Annotated in this window: 15 protein-coding genes; 4 read left to right on the top strand and 11 right to left on the bottom strand. The window is 58.5% G+C overall.

Annotated features, from left to right (window positions below; genetic code table 11):
* Positions 1-31 precede the first annotated feature (31 nt).
* Together ACK3EW_RS18000 and ACK3EW_RS17995 are read right to left on the bottom strand one after the other, a co-directional pair.
* Positions 32-1,150, bottom strand: coding sequence for a hypothetical protein (locus ACK3EW_RS18000; RefSeq protein ID WP_493807257.1), 1,119 nt, complete (start codon positions 1,148-1,150; stop codon positions 32-34).
* Positions 1,147-2,223 (bottom strand): hypothetical protein, encoded by a 1,077-nt coding sequence (locus ACK3EW_RS17995; RefSeq protein WP_493807256.1) that lies wholly within the window; start codon positions 2,221-2,223, stop codon positions 1,147-1,149. The genes ACK3EW_RS18000 and ACK3EW_RS17995 overlap by 4 nt, the downstream gene beginning before the upstream one ends.
* Before the next feature lie 180 nt (positions 2,224-2,403).
* On the opposite strand from ACK3EW_RS17995, the gene ACK3EW_RS17990 reads away from it, so the two are divergent.
* From ACK3EW_RS17990 to ACK3EW_RS17980, 3 genes are all read left to right on the top strand, one after another.
* Positions 2,404-2,967: a hypothetical protein gene (locus ACK3EW_RS17990; protein WP_493807255.1), complete on the top strand. Its 564-nt coding sequence runs from the start codon at positions 2,404-2,406 to the stop codon at positions 2,965-2,967.
* 125 nt (positions 2,968-3,092) lie between these two features.
* On the top strand, positions 3,093-3,434 hold the full coding sequence (locus tag ACK3EW_RS17985) for a cupin domain-containing protein (protein WP_493807254.1): 342 nt from the start codon (positions 3,093-3,095) through the stop codon (positions 3,432-3,434).
* Positions 3,435-3,457: 23 nt separating this feature from the next.
* On the top strand, positions 3,458-4,579 hold the full coding sequence (locus ACK3EW_RS17980) for a serine/threonine protein kinase (protein ID WP_493807253.1): 1,122 nt from the start codon (positions 3,458-3,460) through the stop codon (positions 4,577-4,579).
* Positions 4,580-4,650: 71 nt separating this feature from the next.
* Here the strand turns inward: ACK3EW_RS17980 and ACK3EW_RS17975 are convergent, their stop codons facing one another.
* The 6 genes from ACK3EW_RS17975 to ACK3EW_RS17950 all read right to left on the bottom strand — a co-directional run bounded on the left by ACK3EW_RS17975 (position 4,651) and on the right by ACK3EW_RS17950 (position 10,821).
* Positions 4,651-5,643 (bottom strand): ester cyclase, encoded by a 993-nt coding sequence (locus tag ACK3EW_RS17975; RefSeq protein WP_493807252.1) that lies wholly within the window; start codon positions 5,641-5,643, stop codon positions 4,651-4,653.
* Positions 5,644-5,715: 72 nt separating this feature from the next.
* Entirely contained in the window at positions 5,716-7,044 is a 1,329-nt protein-coding gene (glnT, locus tag ACK3EW_RS17970) for a type III glutamate--ammonia ligase (RefSeq protein ID WP_493807251.1), read from the bottom strand.
* A 72-nt stretch (positions 7,045-7,116) separates the two neighbouring features.
* Positions 7,117-8,460, bottom strand: a complete 1,344-nt coding sequence (locus ACK3EW_RS17965; RefSeq protein ID WP_439120658.1) for an FMN-binding glutamate synthase family protein — start codon at positions 8,458-8,460, stop codon at positions 7,117-7,119.
* A gap of 11 nt (positions 8,461-8,471) precedes the next feature.
* A complete protein-coding gene (locus tag ACK3EW_RS17960; protein ID WP_493807250.1) occupies positions 8,472-9,149 on the bottom strand; it encodes a protein GlxC in 678 nt (225 codons plus the stop codon).
* Position 9,150: 1 nt separating this feature from the next.
* A complete protein-coding gene (locus ACK3EW_RS17955) occupies positions 9,151-10,080 on the bottom strand; it encodes a class II glutamine amidotransferase (protein WP_493807249.1) in 930 nt (309 codons plus the stop codon).
* 120 nt (positions 10,081-10,200) lie between these two features.
* Positions 10,201-10,821, bottom strand: coding sequence for a helix-turn-helix domain-containing protein (locus tag ACK3EW_RS17950; RefSeq protein ID WP_493807248.1), 621 nt, complete (start codon positions 10,819-10,821; stop codon positions 10,201-10,203).
* A 364-nt stretch (positions 10,822-11,185) separates the two neighbouring features.
* On the opposite strand from ACK3EW_RS17950, the gene ACK3EW_RS17945 reads away from it, so the two are divergent.
* Positions 11,186-12,895 carry a sensor histidine kinase gene (locus ACK3EW_RS17945; protein WP_493807247.1) on the top strand — a complete coding sequence of 570 codons (1,710 nt, stop codon included), beginning with the start codon at positions 11,186-11,188 and terminating at the stop codon, positions 12,893-12,895.
* Positions 12,896-12,971: 76 nt separating this feature from the next.
* On the opposite strand, the gene ACK3EW_RS17940 is transcribed toward ACK3EW_RS17945, so the two are convergent.
* The 3 genes from ACK3EW_RS17940 to ACK3EW_RS17930 are packed head-to-tail and all read right to left on the bottom strand — an operon-like array spanning position 12,972 to position 15,313.
* Positions 12,972-13,124: a hypothetical protein gene (locus ACK3EW_RS17940; RefSeq protein ID WP_171046054.1), complete on the bottom strand. Its 153-nt coding sequence runs from the start codon at positions 13,122-13,124 to the stop codon at positions 12,972-12,974.
* A 59-nt stretch (positions 13,125-13,183) separates the two neighbouring features.
* Positions 13,184-13,840 (bottom strand): potassium channel family protein, encoded by a 657-nt coding sequence (locus ACK3EW_RS17935; RefSeq protein ID WP_493807246.1) that lies wholly within the window; start codon positions 13,838-13,840, stop codon positions 13,184-13,186.
* 3 nt (positions 13,841-13,843) lie between these two features.
* Positions 13,844-15,313: a TrkH family potassium uptake protein gene (locus ACK3EW_RS17930; protein WP_493807245.1), complete on the bottom strand. Its 1,470-nt coding sequence runs from the start codon at positions 15,311-15,313 to the stop codon at positions 13,844-13,846.
* Between the last annotated feature and the right edge of the window lie 15 nt (positions 15,314-15,328).

The raw sequence follows: 15,328 nt of genomic DNA, 5'->3' as shown, positions 1-15,328 counted from the left end.
GAGGCTCCCGCAGCAAACGCAAGCACGACGGTCAATAACTCAACACCCGCCCCGCATCATTCACCACGAACTTGCGGACCGTCGCAAATCCCGGCGGGTTCAATTCCGCCAGCGCCTGAAACGGCCGCTCCGGCAGGATCACCATGCGTTCAGTCGCCGTTGTCCCGGTCTCAGCCCCGCGTCCCGCAAACGGGTCCAAAGCGAACACCTCACGGTCCACTTTGGAAAACCAGCCCGATTTCTCCTGCCGCACCCGTTCGCTTTCCAGTTCCTCCAGGGTCCAGGCCAGTGCCCAATCCTGCCCTTCGGGCGCACGCGCCTGTTCCAGCACCTCGCGGATCGGGCCCAACTGCTGGGTGAAGGAATGCGAATACATCGGCCCGATATGAAAGCGCCGAAGCCGCTTGGGGTGCAGGTCGTCAAAGGTCTCGTCAAACCCCTGCGCGATGGTCAACAGTTTCAGCCCACCAAGCGATTGCGCCATCAGATGCGCCTGCACTTCGGGCCAGCGACGATCGTCTTTCGGCAGCGCGTTGCGGCCACTGTCCTCGACCTCCATCAGGTAGATCGTCGGCAGGTTCACTTGGCTGTCATAGACCCCCCAATGCAGCAGATACCGCCGCCTTGGCTCGGTCCCCGAGAGCCACAGGCATTGCGGGTCATTGCGCGCCCAGTAGAGCTTGCCGCGCGCCAGTTCCTCGTAATAAAGCTGCTGGCTCAGGGTGAATTGCAGCCGCGTCGGGATCGCCTGATCGCCGATGATCTCGGCCACCATCTGGTCCTTCAGCGCATCGACCGAGGGCATGGTCCGCAAATGCTGATCCGCCTGCGCGGCGTCATTCGCCATGACCAAAAGCTCGGTTGTCGTCGGAAACCCGCTGTCCTTCACGTCCATCGTCAGGGAGCCAAAGAACTGCCCGGTGTCCCGGCCAACCAGCAGGTACTTCATCGACAGCGCCCGAAAGGTCAGGTTCAGCGCGATCACGTAGCGCGTCAGAACCTCTACCTCGTCCTTGGTCAGCCGCTTTTCCACATGCAGCATTGCTGCCACGCGCCCCAAATGGGCGAGGATCTTTTCGAATTTCGCAAAATACCGGCGGCTGGCCTGAGTGTCAGGCAGCCCCCGGTGATCATTGGCCGCGGTGGTCATGCCCCATACAGGTTCTTGTCATGTTTCTCGACAATCGCCTGGAATCGGCGGGCAAAGCGTTCATCCGCCTTGGCCTTGGCCTCCAGCACCTCGCGGGCGAAGACCATGTGGTCCTCGTGGCTTTCCAGCATGTCGGCCATCTTCTGATTGGTCGCCGCCCCGATCCCGGCCATCGCGGTCTGGGCCTCTTGGTCGGTCTTCACCCCGATCTCGTTGATCCGGTGCGCCACATCCTGCTGTTGGGCGGTCTTCAAGGACTTCGACAGCGCATCGTACAGCACAACCCGCTGCTTGGTGTCGGTCTGCAGCTTGTTGATCAGCACCATCTGCGTCGCTGCCTGATTCTGGAGCGAGTCGATCCAGGTCTTGCCCTTCTCGATATAGCGCTCGAGCGTCTGGCTCTTGGCCAGTTTGACCTGCTCGTTTTGCACCATCGCGTTATAGGCGGCGTTCAACTCGGCCAATTCGGTTTCCAGCTTGGTGCGGGCGGCGGCGTCCTGTTCGACGCTGATCTTGTTCTCCAGCTCGATGATCTTCGGGTCCATCGTCAGGATCTCGGCCCGCACCGATTCCAATTCTCCAACGGTCGCCTCGCGCTCGTCCAGCGTTTCGGAAAGGTTCACCTCGACCTTGTCTTTCTGCTCGTTCAGCAGGTTCAACTGCCCCTGCAACAGTGTCACGATCACGTCGGACTTGGCGATCAGATCCTGAAGCTTGTCATCGATGGAGGCAGTCTTCATCCGTTCCTGACGCATCGACTCTGATTTGCCTGTCGAGAAGATCCCGACAAAACTTTCCCAACCGGTTTTCGACCGCATCTCGTCAAAATCCTTGGAAAACGCAGCAGTCACGTCATCCAGACCCATGATGAGCTCTGCAATATTCGCGTTCATCACATCCGTATGCGCGTGTACGTCATCGAGAGTGGCGTTCTCGATGTCAAAGGTGACATCTGTACCATCCTTCATCTTGGTGCGTGCGGTTTCGATCCGTCCGGTCAGTTCCGCGATCTTGGCCTGTGCTTCGGCCACCTGTGCCTGGCTTTCGCGCACTTGAGTGTCGAAATCCGCCATTCCAAATCCTCCAATCAAACCAGCCGGAGCGGCATTAATGGCATCTCGGGGGGGCGCCGAACCGGGTCTGACAAAACAATCGCAAAAGCCCGGTTGAAAGGGAAGTGAAGATCGCGCTTAAAGGTGTACAAGGTGATCCGGGTGACCGGATCGCTTGGACATCTCAACGGAGAGTTTGACATGAAACGTATTATGACTTTGGCTTTGACTGCGGCGCTTTCTCTGCCGCTTTCGGTTCAAGCCGACGAAATTTCCGATACCCTTCAAGCTGCCATCGAAGCCTACAATGAGGGCGATATCACCTATGCGTTGGAAGAACTGGATTTTGCGCGTCAAAAACTGATGGCCTTGCGCACTGAGGCGTTTCAGAAATTCCTGCCTCTGGCCCCCGATGGGTGGACGCGTGATGTGGAAACCGAAATGCAGGCAGGTCTTGCCATGATGGGTGGCGGTATGGGGGCAAGCGCCGAATACCGTGCACCGGATGGTTCGCAGTACTATTCGATCACCATGATGGCCGACAACGCGATGGTCGCCAGCATGGGTGCCATGGTCGCCAATGCAGCAGCTATGGGCATGAAGGTCGAGCGTGTGGGTCGGCAGCGCGTCGCAATCAATGATGGTCAGGCGATGGCGCTGGTCAACAACCGCATCCTGATCACCATCGAAGGAGGCGACGAAGCGCTTTTGCTGCAGGCAATGGAGGGGATCGACTTCGACGGGCTGTCGAATTTCGGCAACTGAAGAATTTGACCAGCCGGTAAAAACCCGAAAGGCGTCCCCCCTGCGACGCCTTTCGTCGTCTTTGGACTTGCTGACCTGCGTCTTGTGACGCATCCCTTCCGCAACCCAGTCAAGGAGCATCTTCCATGTCCGATCTGTTCCTGCGCGTTCTGCCCTCGGTCGAGGTCGAGGAAGACGCGCCACCGGCAGACCGTGTGATTTCAGGGTCGCCCACGTTCCGGACGTGGAACCATGAAGAGCGTGATGGCCTTTATTGCGGCATCTGGGAAGCGACGCCCGGCCACTGGCGGATTTCCTATGACGAATGGGAGTTCTGTCACATCCTTTCCGGTCATTCGATCATCACCGATGCGGACGGTACTGAATACGAGTTGAAGGCTGGCGACAGCTTCATCCTGCGTCCCGGCTTTTCCGGGTCGTGGAACGTCATCGAAACCACCCGAAAAGAATACGTGATCCGCACGTAACCACACCATCAAGGAAGAACCGAATGAATTGGTCGCCCGACACAACCCAAGTCAAAAGCTGGAACGAATGGGACACACTGCGCCACGTGATCGTGGGCAAAGCCGATGACTGTCATATCCCACCCGAGGAACCGGCGCTGGATGCCAAGGTGCCCGAAGACAGCGACATGCGCGGCCAATGGGGGCGCCGTCCGCAGGAAACCATCGACCGCGCGAACGAATTGCTCGACAATTTTGCAGGCATGCTGGCCAAGCGCGGTATCCGAGTGGATCGCCCGACGCCCACGGATTTCAGCCTGCCGGTCACAACCCCTGATTTCCACACTGACAGTCAGTTCGGCTGTATGCCGCCGCGCGACGTGTTGCTGACCGTGGGACACGAGATCCTGGAGGCGACGATGTCCTATCGCTGCCGCTGGTTTGAATATCTGTGCTACCGCCCGCTGATGCAGCAATACTTCGACGAAGACCAAAACTTCCGCCATGAAACCGCGCCCAAGCCGCGGCTGACCGATGCGGACTATCACGCCGACTACCTGTCCGAAAAGATCGGCATCGAAAAGCGCCTGAAGTGGACCGCCGAAAAGTTCTTTGTCACCACTGAAGAAGAGCCTCTGTTCGATGCGGCGGACGTTTTGCGCTTTGGCAAAGACCTGATCGTGCAGCACGGGTTCACTACAAACCTCAAAGGCATCGAATGGCTGCGTCGTCACTTCCCCGACCACCGCGTCCGCGCGGTGAACTTCCCGGGTGATCCGTACCCGATCCATATCGACGCGACCTTCACCCCGCTGCGGCCCGGTTTGATCCTGAACAATCCGAACCGTCGTTTGCCAGACGAACAGCGCGCGTATTTCAACAAGAACGATTGGGAAATCGTCGACGCTGCGCAGCCCGCACACAACACGCCGCCGCCGCTGTGCTATTCCTCGACATGGTTGTCGATGAACGTGCTGGTGCTTGATCCCAAGACCGTCTGCGTCGAGGCGTCCGAGGTCTACCAGATGGAGCAGATGGACAAGCTGGGCATGGAAGTCATCCCGGTCGAATTGCGCGATGCCTATGCGTTTGGCGGCGGGCTGCACTGCTGTACGGCGGATGTCTACCGCGATGGCGACTGCGAGGATTATTTCCCGGTTCAGTAGATCAGGGGCCAAGTGTTTTCGAAAACACTTGGCAAGACATTTCGAAATGTCTTGCCGCCCCAAACGTACGATCAACCTATCTCGACTGTACGTTTCAAAAGATCGACACCCTGCTGCGCCCAGAGGTGCAGCAGGTCGATGAAGATCCAGTTCTCGGCTAGCTTGTCGCTGTCACGGCGGTAAAAGTCGATTACCCGGAATTCGACACGCTTTCCTGTGGCAGGCATACCCATGAACCCGCCTGTGAACTCGGCGGTAAAGTTGGGCCAGCCGAAGAACCCGCCGAAATGCCCCTCGGCCATGCGACACAGGTGGCCGGTTTTTGACCGATTGGTAAAACTTGCGCGGAATGGTGCGGAATGCTGCTCGGCATAGCGCGGGATTGTGTAGGTAGACCCGATCCCGGCAGGCCCCCACCAAAGCATGTCTTCATGCCACGTGCGGCGCAGTTCTTCTTCCAGCGGCAAGCCAAGGTTCCAATCGCCCAAATCACCGACCATCGCATTGATCGCGTGCAGGGTCGCGGTGGCCTCGGCTTCGGGCGCGTCGTGATACAGCAGCCCGTCATGGGTGATCGGCCCCGGCTGCACCAGATGTGCGCCGGTCTGCGGGCCGAACGGGTTCTGTCCGGCCTGCATCATCAGGTGGGGCAGGTCGAAATACATCACCTCTTCGGTGATCTTACCATCTTCGATTTTGTGAAACGCGCCGAAACGGAGCATGGCGATCTTGCGGGTCGGACGGATGCCCCAGAGTGGCTGATCGAAGAGGCCCATCAGGTGTCCCATCGACGCCACCCACACCGCGCCATCATTGGCCACATGGTTGCGCCCGGCGAAGAACAGGTCGGTGCGTCGTTGCAGCGACGTGAGCGCGGTTTTGATCGGCTGCCAGAACTGTGTTGCCACAGCCTCTGGCCCGGTCAACAGACCGACGGGATGATAGCCGCGCCAGATCAGATCAGAATGGCAGAAGCGCGCCATCACTTGGGCAGGTTCATCAGCCCCTGACAAAGCCGCGTAATAGTCGCGGACAAGCTGTTTTTCGGATTGGAAACCGGGCATGGCGGGCCTTTTTGCAATCGTATGCAGTTGCCCCGCACAATGCCCAAAATCCTGAATTCGGCAAGCTGAAACTCAAATGTCCAGCGTGTTGTCTTTCTCCCACTGGGTGAAGTGTGACACGTAGGACTTCCATTCCTGCATCTTCAGGTTCAGGAAGGCAGAGGAGAAGTCGTCCCCCATCGCAGCCTTAAGTTCCTTATCCTTGTCGTAGGCACGCAGGGCGTCCAGCATGTTGAGCGGCAGGCGCGGTGCGCCACGCACTTTGTGGCCTTCGGCATACATGTTGATGTCGTACCGCTTGCCCGGATCGGCCTTGGACCGGATGCCCGACAGTCCCGCCGCGATGATGACCGCCTGCAAAAGATATGGGTTCGCCGCACCATCGGCCAAGCGCAACTCAAACCGGCCGGGGCCCGGGACACGCACCATATGCGTGCGGTTGTTGCCGGTCCATGTGACGGTGTTGGGTGCCCAAGTGGCCCCCGACATGGTGCGTGGCGCGTTGATGCGTTTATAGCTGTTGACCGTCGGGTTGGTGATCGCAGCCAAAGCGCTGGCGTGTTTCATGATGCCGCCAAGGAAGTGCTTGCCGCGTTCGGAAAGGCCCACCTCTCCGGTCGGGCCATCGCCTTCCCCTGCAAAGACGTTGGTTTTGGCCTGATCGCCCGGTGCATCCCAGACCGAGATATGGGCGTGGCAACCGTTGCCAGTGAGCCCTTCGACAGGTTTTGGCATGAACGTGGCGCGGAAGTCGTGTCTTTCGGCCACCGATTTGACCATGAACTTGAAGAACGAGTGTTTGTCGGCGGTCTTCAAAGCATCGTCAAATTCCCAGTTCATCTCGAACTGGCCATTCGCGTCTTCGTGGTCGTTCTGGTACGGACCCCAGCCCAAGTCGAGCATGTAGTCACAAATCTCGCGCACCACATCGTAGCGGCGCATGACCGCTTGTTGGTCGTAGCAGGGCTTTTCGGCGGTATCGAACGGATCGCTGATCTGGTCGCCTTCGGGGGTGAGAAGAAAGAACTCCGCCTCTACGCCTGTTTTGACGTGCAAGCCTTCGCCGGCCGCCTCGTCGATCAGCCGGCGCAGCACGTTGCGCGGGGCTTGGGCGACGTCTTCGCCCTCCATCACGCAGTTGGCTGCGACCCATGCAACCTCTGGTTTCCACGGCAGTTGGATGACTGAGGACGGGTCAGGTACAGCCAGCATATCTGGATGCGCCGGTGTCATGTCGAGCCACGTTGCAAATCCGGCAAAGCCAGCGCCGTCTTCCTGCATATCCGCAATGGCCTGCGCCGGGACCAGTTTGGCGCGTTGCCCCCCAAAAAGATCGGTGAAGGAAATCATGAAGTATTTGACGCCGTTGTCCTTGGCGAATTTGGCGAGATCCGTGGTCATGCGATCTGTTCCCCGTTGTCTGTTATCCAATGGAAAAAGGCGCAGCATGGGGGCCGCGCCTTTGGGTTTTGTTCAGAATGTTGTGCCGGGCTTGCCGGGCCACCAGTCGGTTCCGGCGAGCGGCACCTTGGCCATCGCCGCAGCCTCCATGGTCAGCGCGCACAGATCCTCGGGTTCGAGATTGTGCAGCTTGTTCTTGCCGCAGGCGCGGGCAATGGTTTGTGCTTCAAGCGTCATCACCTTGAGATAGTTGCGCAAGCGTCGCCCGCCTTCAACCGGGTCAAGACGCGAGGCGAGGTCTGGATTCTGGGTACTGATGCCTGCGGGGTCATTGCCTTCGTGCCAGTCGTCATAGGCCCCGGCTGTGGTGCCCAGCTTTTGGTATTCGGCTTCCCATTTCGGGTCATTGTCGCCCAGTGCGATCAGGGCTGCGGTGCCGATGGATACGGCGTCTGCGCCCAATGCCATACATTTGGCGACATCGGCCCCGGTGCGGATACCGCCCGATACGATCAGCTGTACCTCGCGGTGCATGCCAAGGTCTTCGAGCGCACGTACCGCTTCGCGGATGCAGGCCAGCGTCGGCATGCCCACGTTTTCGATGAACACATCCTGCGTTGCTGCGGTCCCGCCCTGCATGCCGTCAAGGACGACCACATCCGCCCCGGCCTTGACCGCGAGCGTGGTGTCGAAATAGGGCCGCGCGCCGCCGACCTTGATGTAGACCGGGACTTTCCAGCCTGTGATTTCGCGCAGTTCGAGGATCTTGATCTCAAGATCGTCGGGCCCTGTCCAATCCGGGTGACGACAGGCGGAGCGCTGGTCGATGCCTTTGGGTAGGTTGCGCATGTTGGCCACGCGGTCGGTGATTTTCTGACCCAGCAGCATGCCACCGCCGCCGGGTTTTGCGCCTTGGCCGACGACCACTTCGATGGCGTCCGCCTTGCGCAGATCGTCCGGGTTCATGCCATAGCGTGAGGGCAGGTACTGATAGACCAGCGTTTTGGAATGCCCGCGTTCCTCGGGCGTCATCCCGCCATCACCTGTGGTCGTGGAGGTGCCTGCAAGCGTCGCACCGCGTCCGAGCGCCTCTTTCGCGGCACCAGACAGGGCGCCGAAGGACATGCCCGCGATGGTGATTGGGATGTCGAGCTGGATCGGGTTTTTCGCATAGCGCGTGCCGAGGGTGACAGAGGTGTCACACGCCTCGCGGTAGCCTTCGAGAGGATAGCGGGAGATCGATGCGCCGAGGAACAGCAGATCATCGAAATGCGGGACTTTCCGTTTCGCACCGCCGCCGCGAATGTCGTAGATGCCGGTGGCTGCAGCGCGCCGGATCTCGGCGTTGACCGGATTGGAAAAGGTGGCCGACTGGATCGGAACGGTGCGCGGGGCGTTGGTGTGGTCGTCTTTCATCTGTCCGGCCCTCAATACGCGTTGTCGATGTTGAAGTTGTAAAGCTGCCGGGCAGAGCCGTAGCGTTTGAACTCTTCGGGTTTGGCATCGCAGCCACCGCGTTTCAGCAGGTCGGCCAAGAGCGCGATATGTTCGGGGCGCATTTCTTTTTCGATGCAGTCCGCGCCCAGCGATTTGACCGAGCCGCGCACGAAGAGCCGCGCCTCGTAGATCGAGTCGCCCAGCGCATCACCTGCATCGCCGCAGACAACCAAATTGCCCGATTGCGCCATGAAGGCGGACATGTGTCCGACATTGCCGTGCACGACGATGTCGATGCCCTTCATCGAGATGCCGCAGCGCGACGAGGCGTTGCCCTTGATGATGAGTGTGCCGCCATGGCCGGTGGCACCAGCGTATTGCGACGCGTCACCGTCAATGATGACCGTACCGGACATCATGTTTTCGGCCACACCCGGCCCGACAGAGCCGTGCACGTTGATCGTCGCCAACTTGTTCATGCCGCCGCAGTAATAGCCGGTCGATCCCTTGACCGTCACTTCGATCTCGGCATCAAGACCGACCGCGATGGCGTGGCTGCCCTTTGGATTCACGATTTCCCATGCGGTCTGGTTGGTCGCTTCGGCCTGCGCCTGAAGCGTGGCGTTCAGGTCGCGCAGCGGGGTTGTTGCCATGTCGATGGTCTGCATCTCAGGCGGCCCTTTCTGTTGGGGTGGAGGTGTCGGCGTGGCTCCAGAAATACACCGTTGCGGGTTCTGGCTCCCAGACGCGGGCACCTTCGATCCCCGGCAGGTTGACCAGCGCACGGTATTCGCTGCCAAAGGCCACATATTGGTCGGTTTCTGCCATGACAGCGGGTTTGCAGGCGATGGGGTCACGGACCACGCCGAACCCGTCTTTGGTGCCTACTAAAAAGGTAAAGAACCCGTCAAGATCGTTGAGCGAGCTTTCCAGCGCCTCACCCAAAGTCGCGCCATTCTGCATGCACCATGTGAGGTAGGCGGCACCCACCTCGGTATCGTTCTCGGTTTCGATATGGATACCCTCGCGCTGCAACTTGCGGCGCAGGCGGTTGTGGTTGGACAGCGACCCGTTATGGACAAGGCACTGATCCGGCCCGGTGTTGAACGGGTGCGCGCCCATGGTTGTGACCATCGATTCCGTGGCCATCCGCGTGTGACCGATGCCGTGAGTGCCGGACATCGCGCGTAGGTCAAAGCGCGCCGCGACCTGCTTGGGCAGACCGACCTCTTTGTAGATCTCAACCGTGTCGCCTGCGGACATGACGCGGATGTCAGGATTGAGTGCGGCCAGTGCCGCGCGGGCGGCAAACAGTTGGCCGCGCGGGATGTGCAGAACCGCATGCGTGTCTTTCCGGCGCAGATGGACCGGGCTGCCCAGCGCAGTTCCCAGATCCGCTTCCAGCGTCGCAAAGGCGTGATCCGGGGTGTCCGACTGGACTGTCAGTTTTGATATACTTGCGTTTTCTTCGCCATAGATCGCGATGCCAGCGCTGTCGGGGCCGCGATCCGTCATGGTGATCAGCATGTCAGTCAGCAGTGACCCGAGCTGTGGTTCAAGCGAGCGATCTTTGAGGAATAATCCAACGATTCCACACATCCCGCGTTCCTTCTGCGTTGTCGGAGTTCAAAACGATGGCGTTGGATAACATCGCCTGTGTCTATCGACAACAGGGGGAATGAAATATTCTTCTTAGGAAAACTGTGTCTGCCTGATTTTTCAGCTTTGGGCGTAGCTTATGATCGACAGATACCGGGCTGGAAGCTCTACCAGCGTTTCCGGTCCATGCGGTGCATCCGCTTCGAAAAACAGGGTGTCGCCTGGTCTGAGCGGATAGATCGTGGAACCGTGCCGATAATCGACAGCGCCTTCGAGCATAAAAATGGTTTCTATCCCGTCATGCTGGAACGTCTGGAACGTGTCCGATTCCGCGTTTAGTACAATCAGGTAGGGCTCGACGATCACACCGCTGGTGTTCGCGCCGATATGGCCCAACAAGTTGTACTGATGCCCGGCCCGCGTGCCTTCGCGTTCGATGGTGAGGCCCTGACCGGCGGGTGTATGCACCACCTCACGCTTTTCCTCGAACCCTCGAAAGAACGCGGTTAATGGAACTGACAGCGCATTTGCCAGCGTTTGCAACGTGGTGAGCGAAGGCGAGGTGTTGCCGTTTTCGATCTTGGAGAGCATCCCGACCGAGATGTCGGTCTGTTTCGACAAGTCGGCCACAGTCAGATTCTGCTGCTTGCGAAAAGCCCGCAGTTCGCGACCGATTGCGACTTCAAGAACCTTCTCTTGGATGTCGGTCGTGCGATGTGGATTCTGCGTGAGTTTGGTCAAAGAACACCTGTGCTGAGGCAGGGTTGTCTTCACCCCGTGTGATGCAGTGTTGCCAAAAGGTCAGCAGCGTCAAGCCTGTGACAATTTCTACTCAGCGCGGATCCGATGGAGATTTTTGCAGGAAATTCCTGACTTGATCCTCATTTTAACGGAACCGGTTACAAAATGGTGCGTTGCATGACGGGAACCTGATCGAAACAAAAAGCGGAGTGGCAATGTCTTCGACGATACGAACGGCGCTTTCAGAACCGGGCGGCCCTTTCGACGGGGACTTGGCATGCATGCATGACACAGCAATCATGACATAGGATCAATGCAAACGCCTAACACCGATAACGCAGTCTCGCAGGGCCGAGAGAGCGGAGTGAAAGCGCTCAGCCAAAAGTTGGTTGTGCGCATCGCTTTCCTTTTGTCCTTGGCTTTGTTGCCGATTGGATTGGTGGCGATGGGACAAAGCTGGCGGGCGTTGCACATTACGAATGACAACCTCGAAGCGTCCATTCACGCACGCACTGCGGCGCTTGTAGCGCCTGAACGTCAGGCGCTTTTTTCTAAGATTGGGACAGCAAGCGCACTTGCCGATACGATCGGTGCGGCAGAACTCAGCATCACGGATTGCACGGCCATCATGCAGCGTGTTCAGGAAAGTAATCCGCGGCTGGCCTTTGCCGGACTTCTAGAGCCGGGGTCCGTGTCCAACTGTAATAGCATCGGTCGGCGGTTCGAGTTCCTACCCAATGCGCGGTCGGACACCTTGTTCACTAATCCCGAGCCATATATTACCTTCGACCCGCAAGGATCGGCTTCTGAACTGCCGGTAATCATCGTCGCTTATCCGACCTTCTCGTCGGATGATGTGCTTAAAGGGTTCGTCACGATTTCGTTCGAGACAGAGCCTTTGCTGCAATCGGACACCGCGACCGGCCCAAACCGGGATGTTGCACTTTTGACCTTCAACAAATTCGGTGACACCTTGTCGACCTTCACGCCCGAGGGTCCGATAACGGATTATCTGCCAAGCGGTCTGGCCTTTGACGGGTTCGTAAATCAGGGTGATACCTTTTTCACCGCAACCACTCAATCCGGGGAAACCCGGCTGATTTCGGTTGTGCCCATCCTACCCGGAGAGGTGTATGCCTTGGGTAGTTGGGGGCGGGCTGAGTTGCAGCGCACAAGTTCACCTTGGTTCACGATTTCAACGCTGCTCTTCCCGTTTCTTATGTGGCTTGTCGGGATCATTGTCGCGGTGGTGTCGCTGAACCGTCTTGTGTTGCGGCACATCAGCGATTTGGGTCGCAGGATGCGCCGGTTCGCGACCTATCGCGATGTCGAGACCTCGGAAAAGATCGACGATGCGCCCAGCGAAATTCTGACGATCAATGAAACCTTTGAAGGCATGGCCGACCAGTTGCTGCGTGACGAAGCCGATCTGGAGAACGCGGTCTTCGAACGTGAGGTGCTGTTGAAAGAAGTGCACCATCGGGTGAAGAACAATCTTCAGCTCATCTCGTCGATCATCAACATGCAGGTGCGACAGGTGGCCAGCCCCGAAGCGGTTGCGGCGTTGCGACAGTTTCAGGATCGAGTGACCAGCCTCGCCTCGGTGCACCGGGCATTGTATCAGGAACCGTCGCTCACCCATATTCGGTTCGACGTGCTGCTGGGCGATCTTGTCTCGCAGGTCAACGCTGTGGGCAGTGCGCAATACCGTCCCGTCGAGATCGACCTAGAGCTGGACCCGGTGACGCTTTTGCCGGATCAAACCAGCCCGCTTGCCATGGTCACAACCGAAGCTTTGTCTAACGCGTTCAAATATGGCGGCCCCGGTCCAGACGGTTTGTTTCGGTTGAAAGTGCATCTGAAAGAGACAATTGAGGGCGGCACAACCCATGTGCGTCTGGTCATCGAAAACTCGGTTGATGCAGAAACATCAGCGGATACAGGAAGCGGTTTGGGAAAGCGGTTGATCCTTGCCTTTGCCAGTCAGTTGGATGCTGATCTGCAGGAAACGGAAACAGACGACCGGTACATACTGTCCATCAGTTTCGAGTATCAGCCCTTCACACCTGACTAATCCCGTCCCATCAAACGAAATAGCGCGCCCCGATTGGAGCGCGCTATTCTTTGTGTTTGGAAATGTGGTGCGCCGTTCAGTGGTCGGGCGCGTCCTTGGCCAACCGCGACTTTGGCGCGTTCGGATCATGTAGCTTTTCTTCTGTTCGGTGCTTGCTGACGAGGGCGAAAATGATCAAAGCCAACATCGTCATCAGGGCAAGAAGTGGTACAAGAAATTCTGCTGTCATGGGTTTCTCCTTTCACCGTATCAACCCACGGTCGGCTATCGGGTTCCCCGATCTCTACGTCACGATCCCGTCACTTCGAAAAGCCCCCTAAGCGCGTCCAGCTGTGTGCGCTCGACAGCAAACAACAGACTGTCTCCGGCGGTAAGCACTTCGTCACCTGCCAGAAGTCGCTCGCTTTCTTGTGCAATCACCGCAATACCGCGAACTCCGTCCGGCAGATCGATATCTTTGAAAGCCGTGCCGTCCAACCGTTTCGGCACTTCGACCCGCTTCAAGCAAAGCTCGTTCTGGAACACCGGCTCATTCTCAAGCGCGGTCGTGTCTTCCAGTGCATCGGCAATGCTTTCGGCGACCGTCGCGTGTGGATTGATCACGTCATAAAGCTCAAGCTGGCGGCAGACGTTCACCAGCTGAGATGTCACGATCTGGGGGATCACTCGCCCAAAGCCGATGGAGCGCGCCACCAGCGCGGCAAGGATGTTGTCTTCGGATGCGTTTGTGACGGCGACAAAAGCATCCTTCTTGTCGCGGAAGGTTTCTTCAAGCACCGAGGGCATGGTGCCATCACCTTCGATCATGCCGCAATCCAGCCGTTCGGCCAGCTTTTCCAGCCGGTCCCGATCTTTGTCGATCAGAACGACCTCGTGGTTTTCCTCGATCAGTTTTTCGGCAATGGCGGCGCCAAATCGTGACGCGCCCAGAATGACTACCCGCATGGGTCAGCTCCTTTTCAGCCAGGTGGACGGGGCCAGCAGCACCAGCACCGCAATAAATTCCAGTCGGCCCAACCACATCGCAAAGGTCAGCGAAAGGATCAGGTCGGGCGGGAGATCGGCATTCACGATGCCGCTGGACAGGCCGACGGTGGACAGGGTCGAAATGATGTCGAACAGTGCCGGAAGCGCAGGCAGCCCATGGGCAAGGCATTGCAGCCACAGCAGCACCACTGTCGCCGCATAGAGCATCAGAAGCGCCAGCAGATTGATCAGCGTGCTTGCCTCAACCTTCTTGCCGTTCTCCATCAGTGGGTTCACCGCCCGCTTGGGCAAACGCACGTCGCGCATCGCATGAACCATTGCGCGCAGCAGAATGCCGAAGCGCGCGATCTTGAAACCCCCGGCGGTGGACCCGACATCGCCCCCCAGCAGCATCGCCATCAGAAAAATGATCACTGCCGGTCCATAGACGGGCATCGCATCGGTCGAAAACCCGGCGGTTGTCATACCGGAAATCAGGTTGAGCATTTCGCCATAAATGCTTTCGGCAGAGGTGCTCCCTGTGGCAAGCAAAACAATCGCATAAGCCATGCAAAGTAACCCCAATGTCATCATGACCCGGCGAATGGAACCCAGCCACCAAGCATCAACCGGCTTCTTCTGCCCCAGCAGAACAAATGTCAGCAACGACACCGATCCCAAAACGCATGTCAGCATCACGATGCCCTGACCGGCGGCGGAGTAGGATGCGAGGCTGTCCGGTCGGGGTGCAAAGCCCCCGGTCGAAATGGCAGAAAGTGTCAGCACAAACCCCTCGCGCCAGTCTGGAATGATCAGCATTGTGGGGATCGCCATGATCACCGTTAGGCTCAGATAGACACTCAGCAATTGCCGCGCCTGCACGCGTGTCGATGCAATTCTGTCGCCTTGGTCGATACCAGCGCGGCCCAAGCGTTGGGTCGGCACGCCCGCGGGCAGCAGAAGGGCGAGCACCGCTGTCGCCATCACCAGCCCGCCACACCATTGCAGCCACGCCCGCAGAAAATGCGCGGCAAAGGGCCAGTCTTGGGCATCCGCTGCAACGGAATGTCCCGTCGTTGTGATTCCACTCATGGCTTCGAAAAGGGCCGCGTGTGGCGGCATGCCAAGTGTCATCAAGGCTGGCACCGCGAAGAGAGCACCGATCAACATGATGAAAGCAACCGTCACCATCGCCTCGACCCGCCGCAGGTCTTCTGGAAGGGCGATCCGAAATGAAAATGCAAAAAGGGCAAGCGCAAGCGCTGACGGTATCGCGAGGGCGATCACCAGCGCCCAGTCACGGTCGACACTGGCCCAGAGCGCTGGCGGAACAAAAAGGATGAGAAAGATGGGCGCGTGCTTTGCGATGGTCAGCGCGATCACCCGAGGGCGGGCGCGCTGTGCAAGGCTGTCCGCACCAGAGGCAAACGCCGACGCAGGCCGGATGGACATGATACGTCTTTAAGA

The sequence above is a fragment of the Marivita sp. NO-S04 genome (assembly GCF_059070475.1).
The sequence above is the reverse complement of the archived record's forward strand: the minus strand, read 5'-3'. Positions and strand labels throughout refer to the sequence as shown.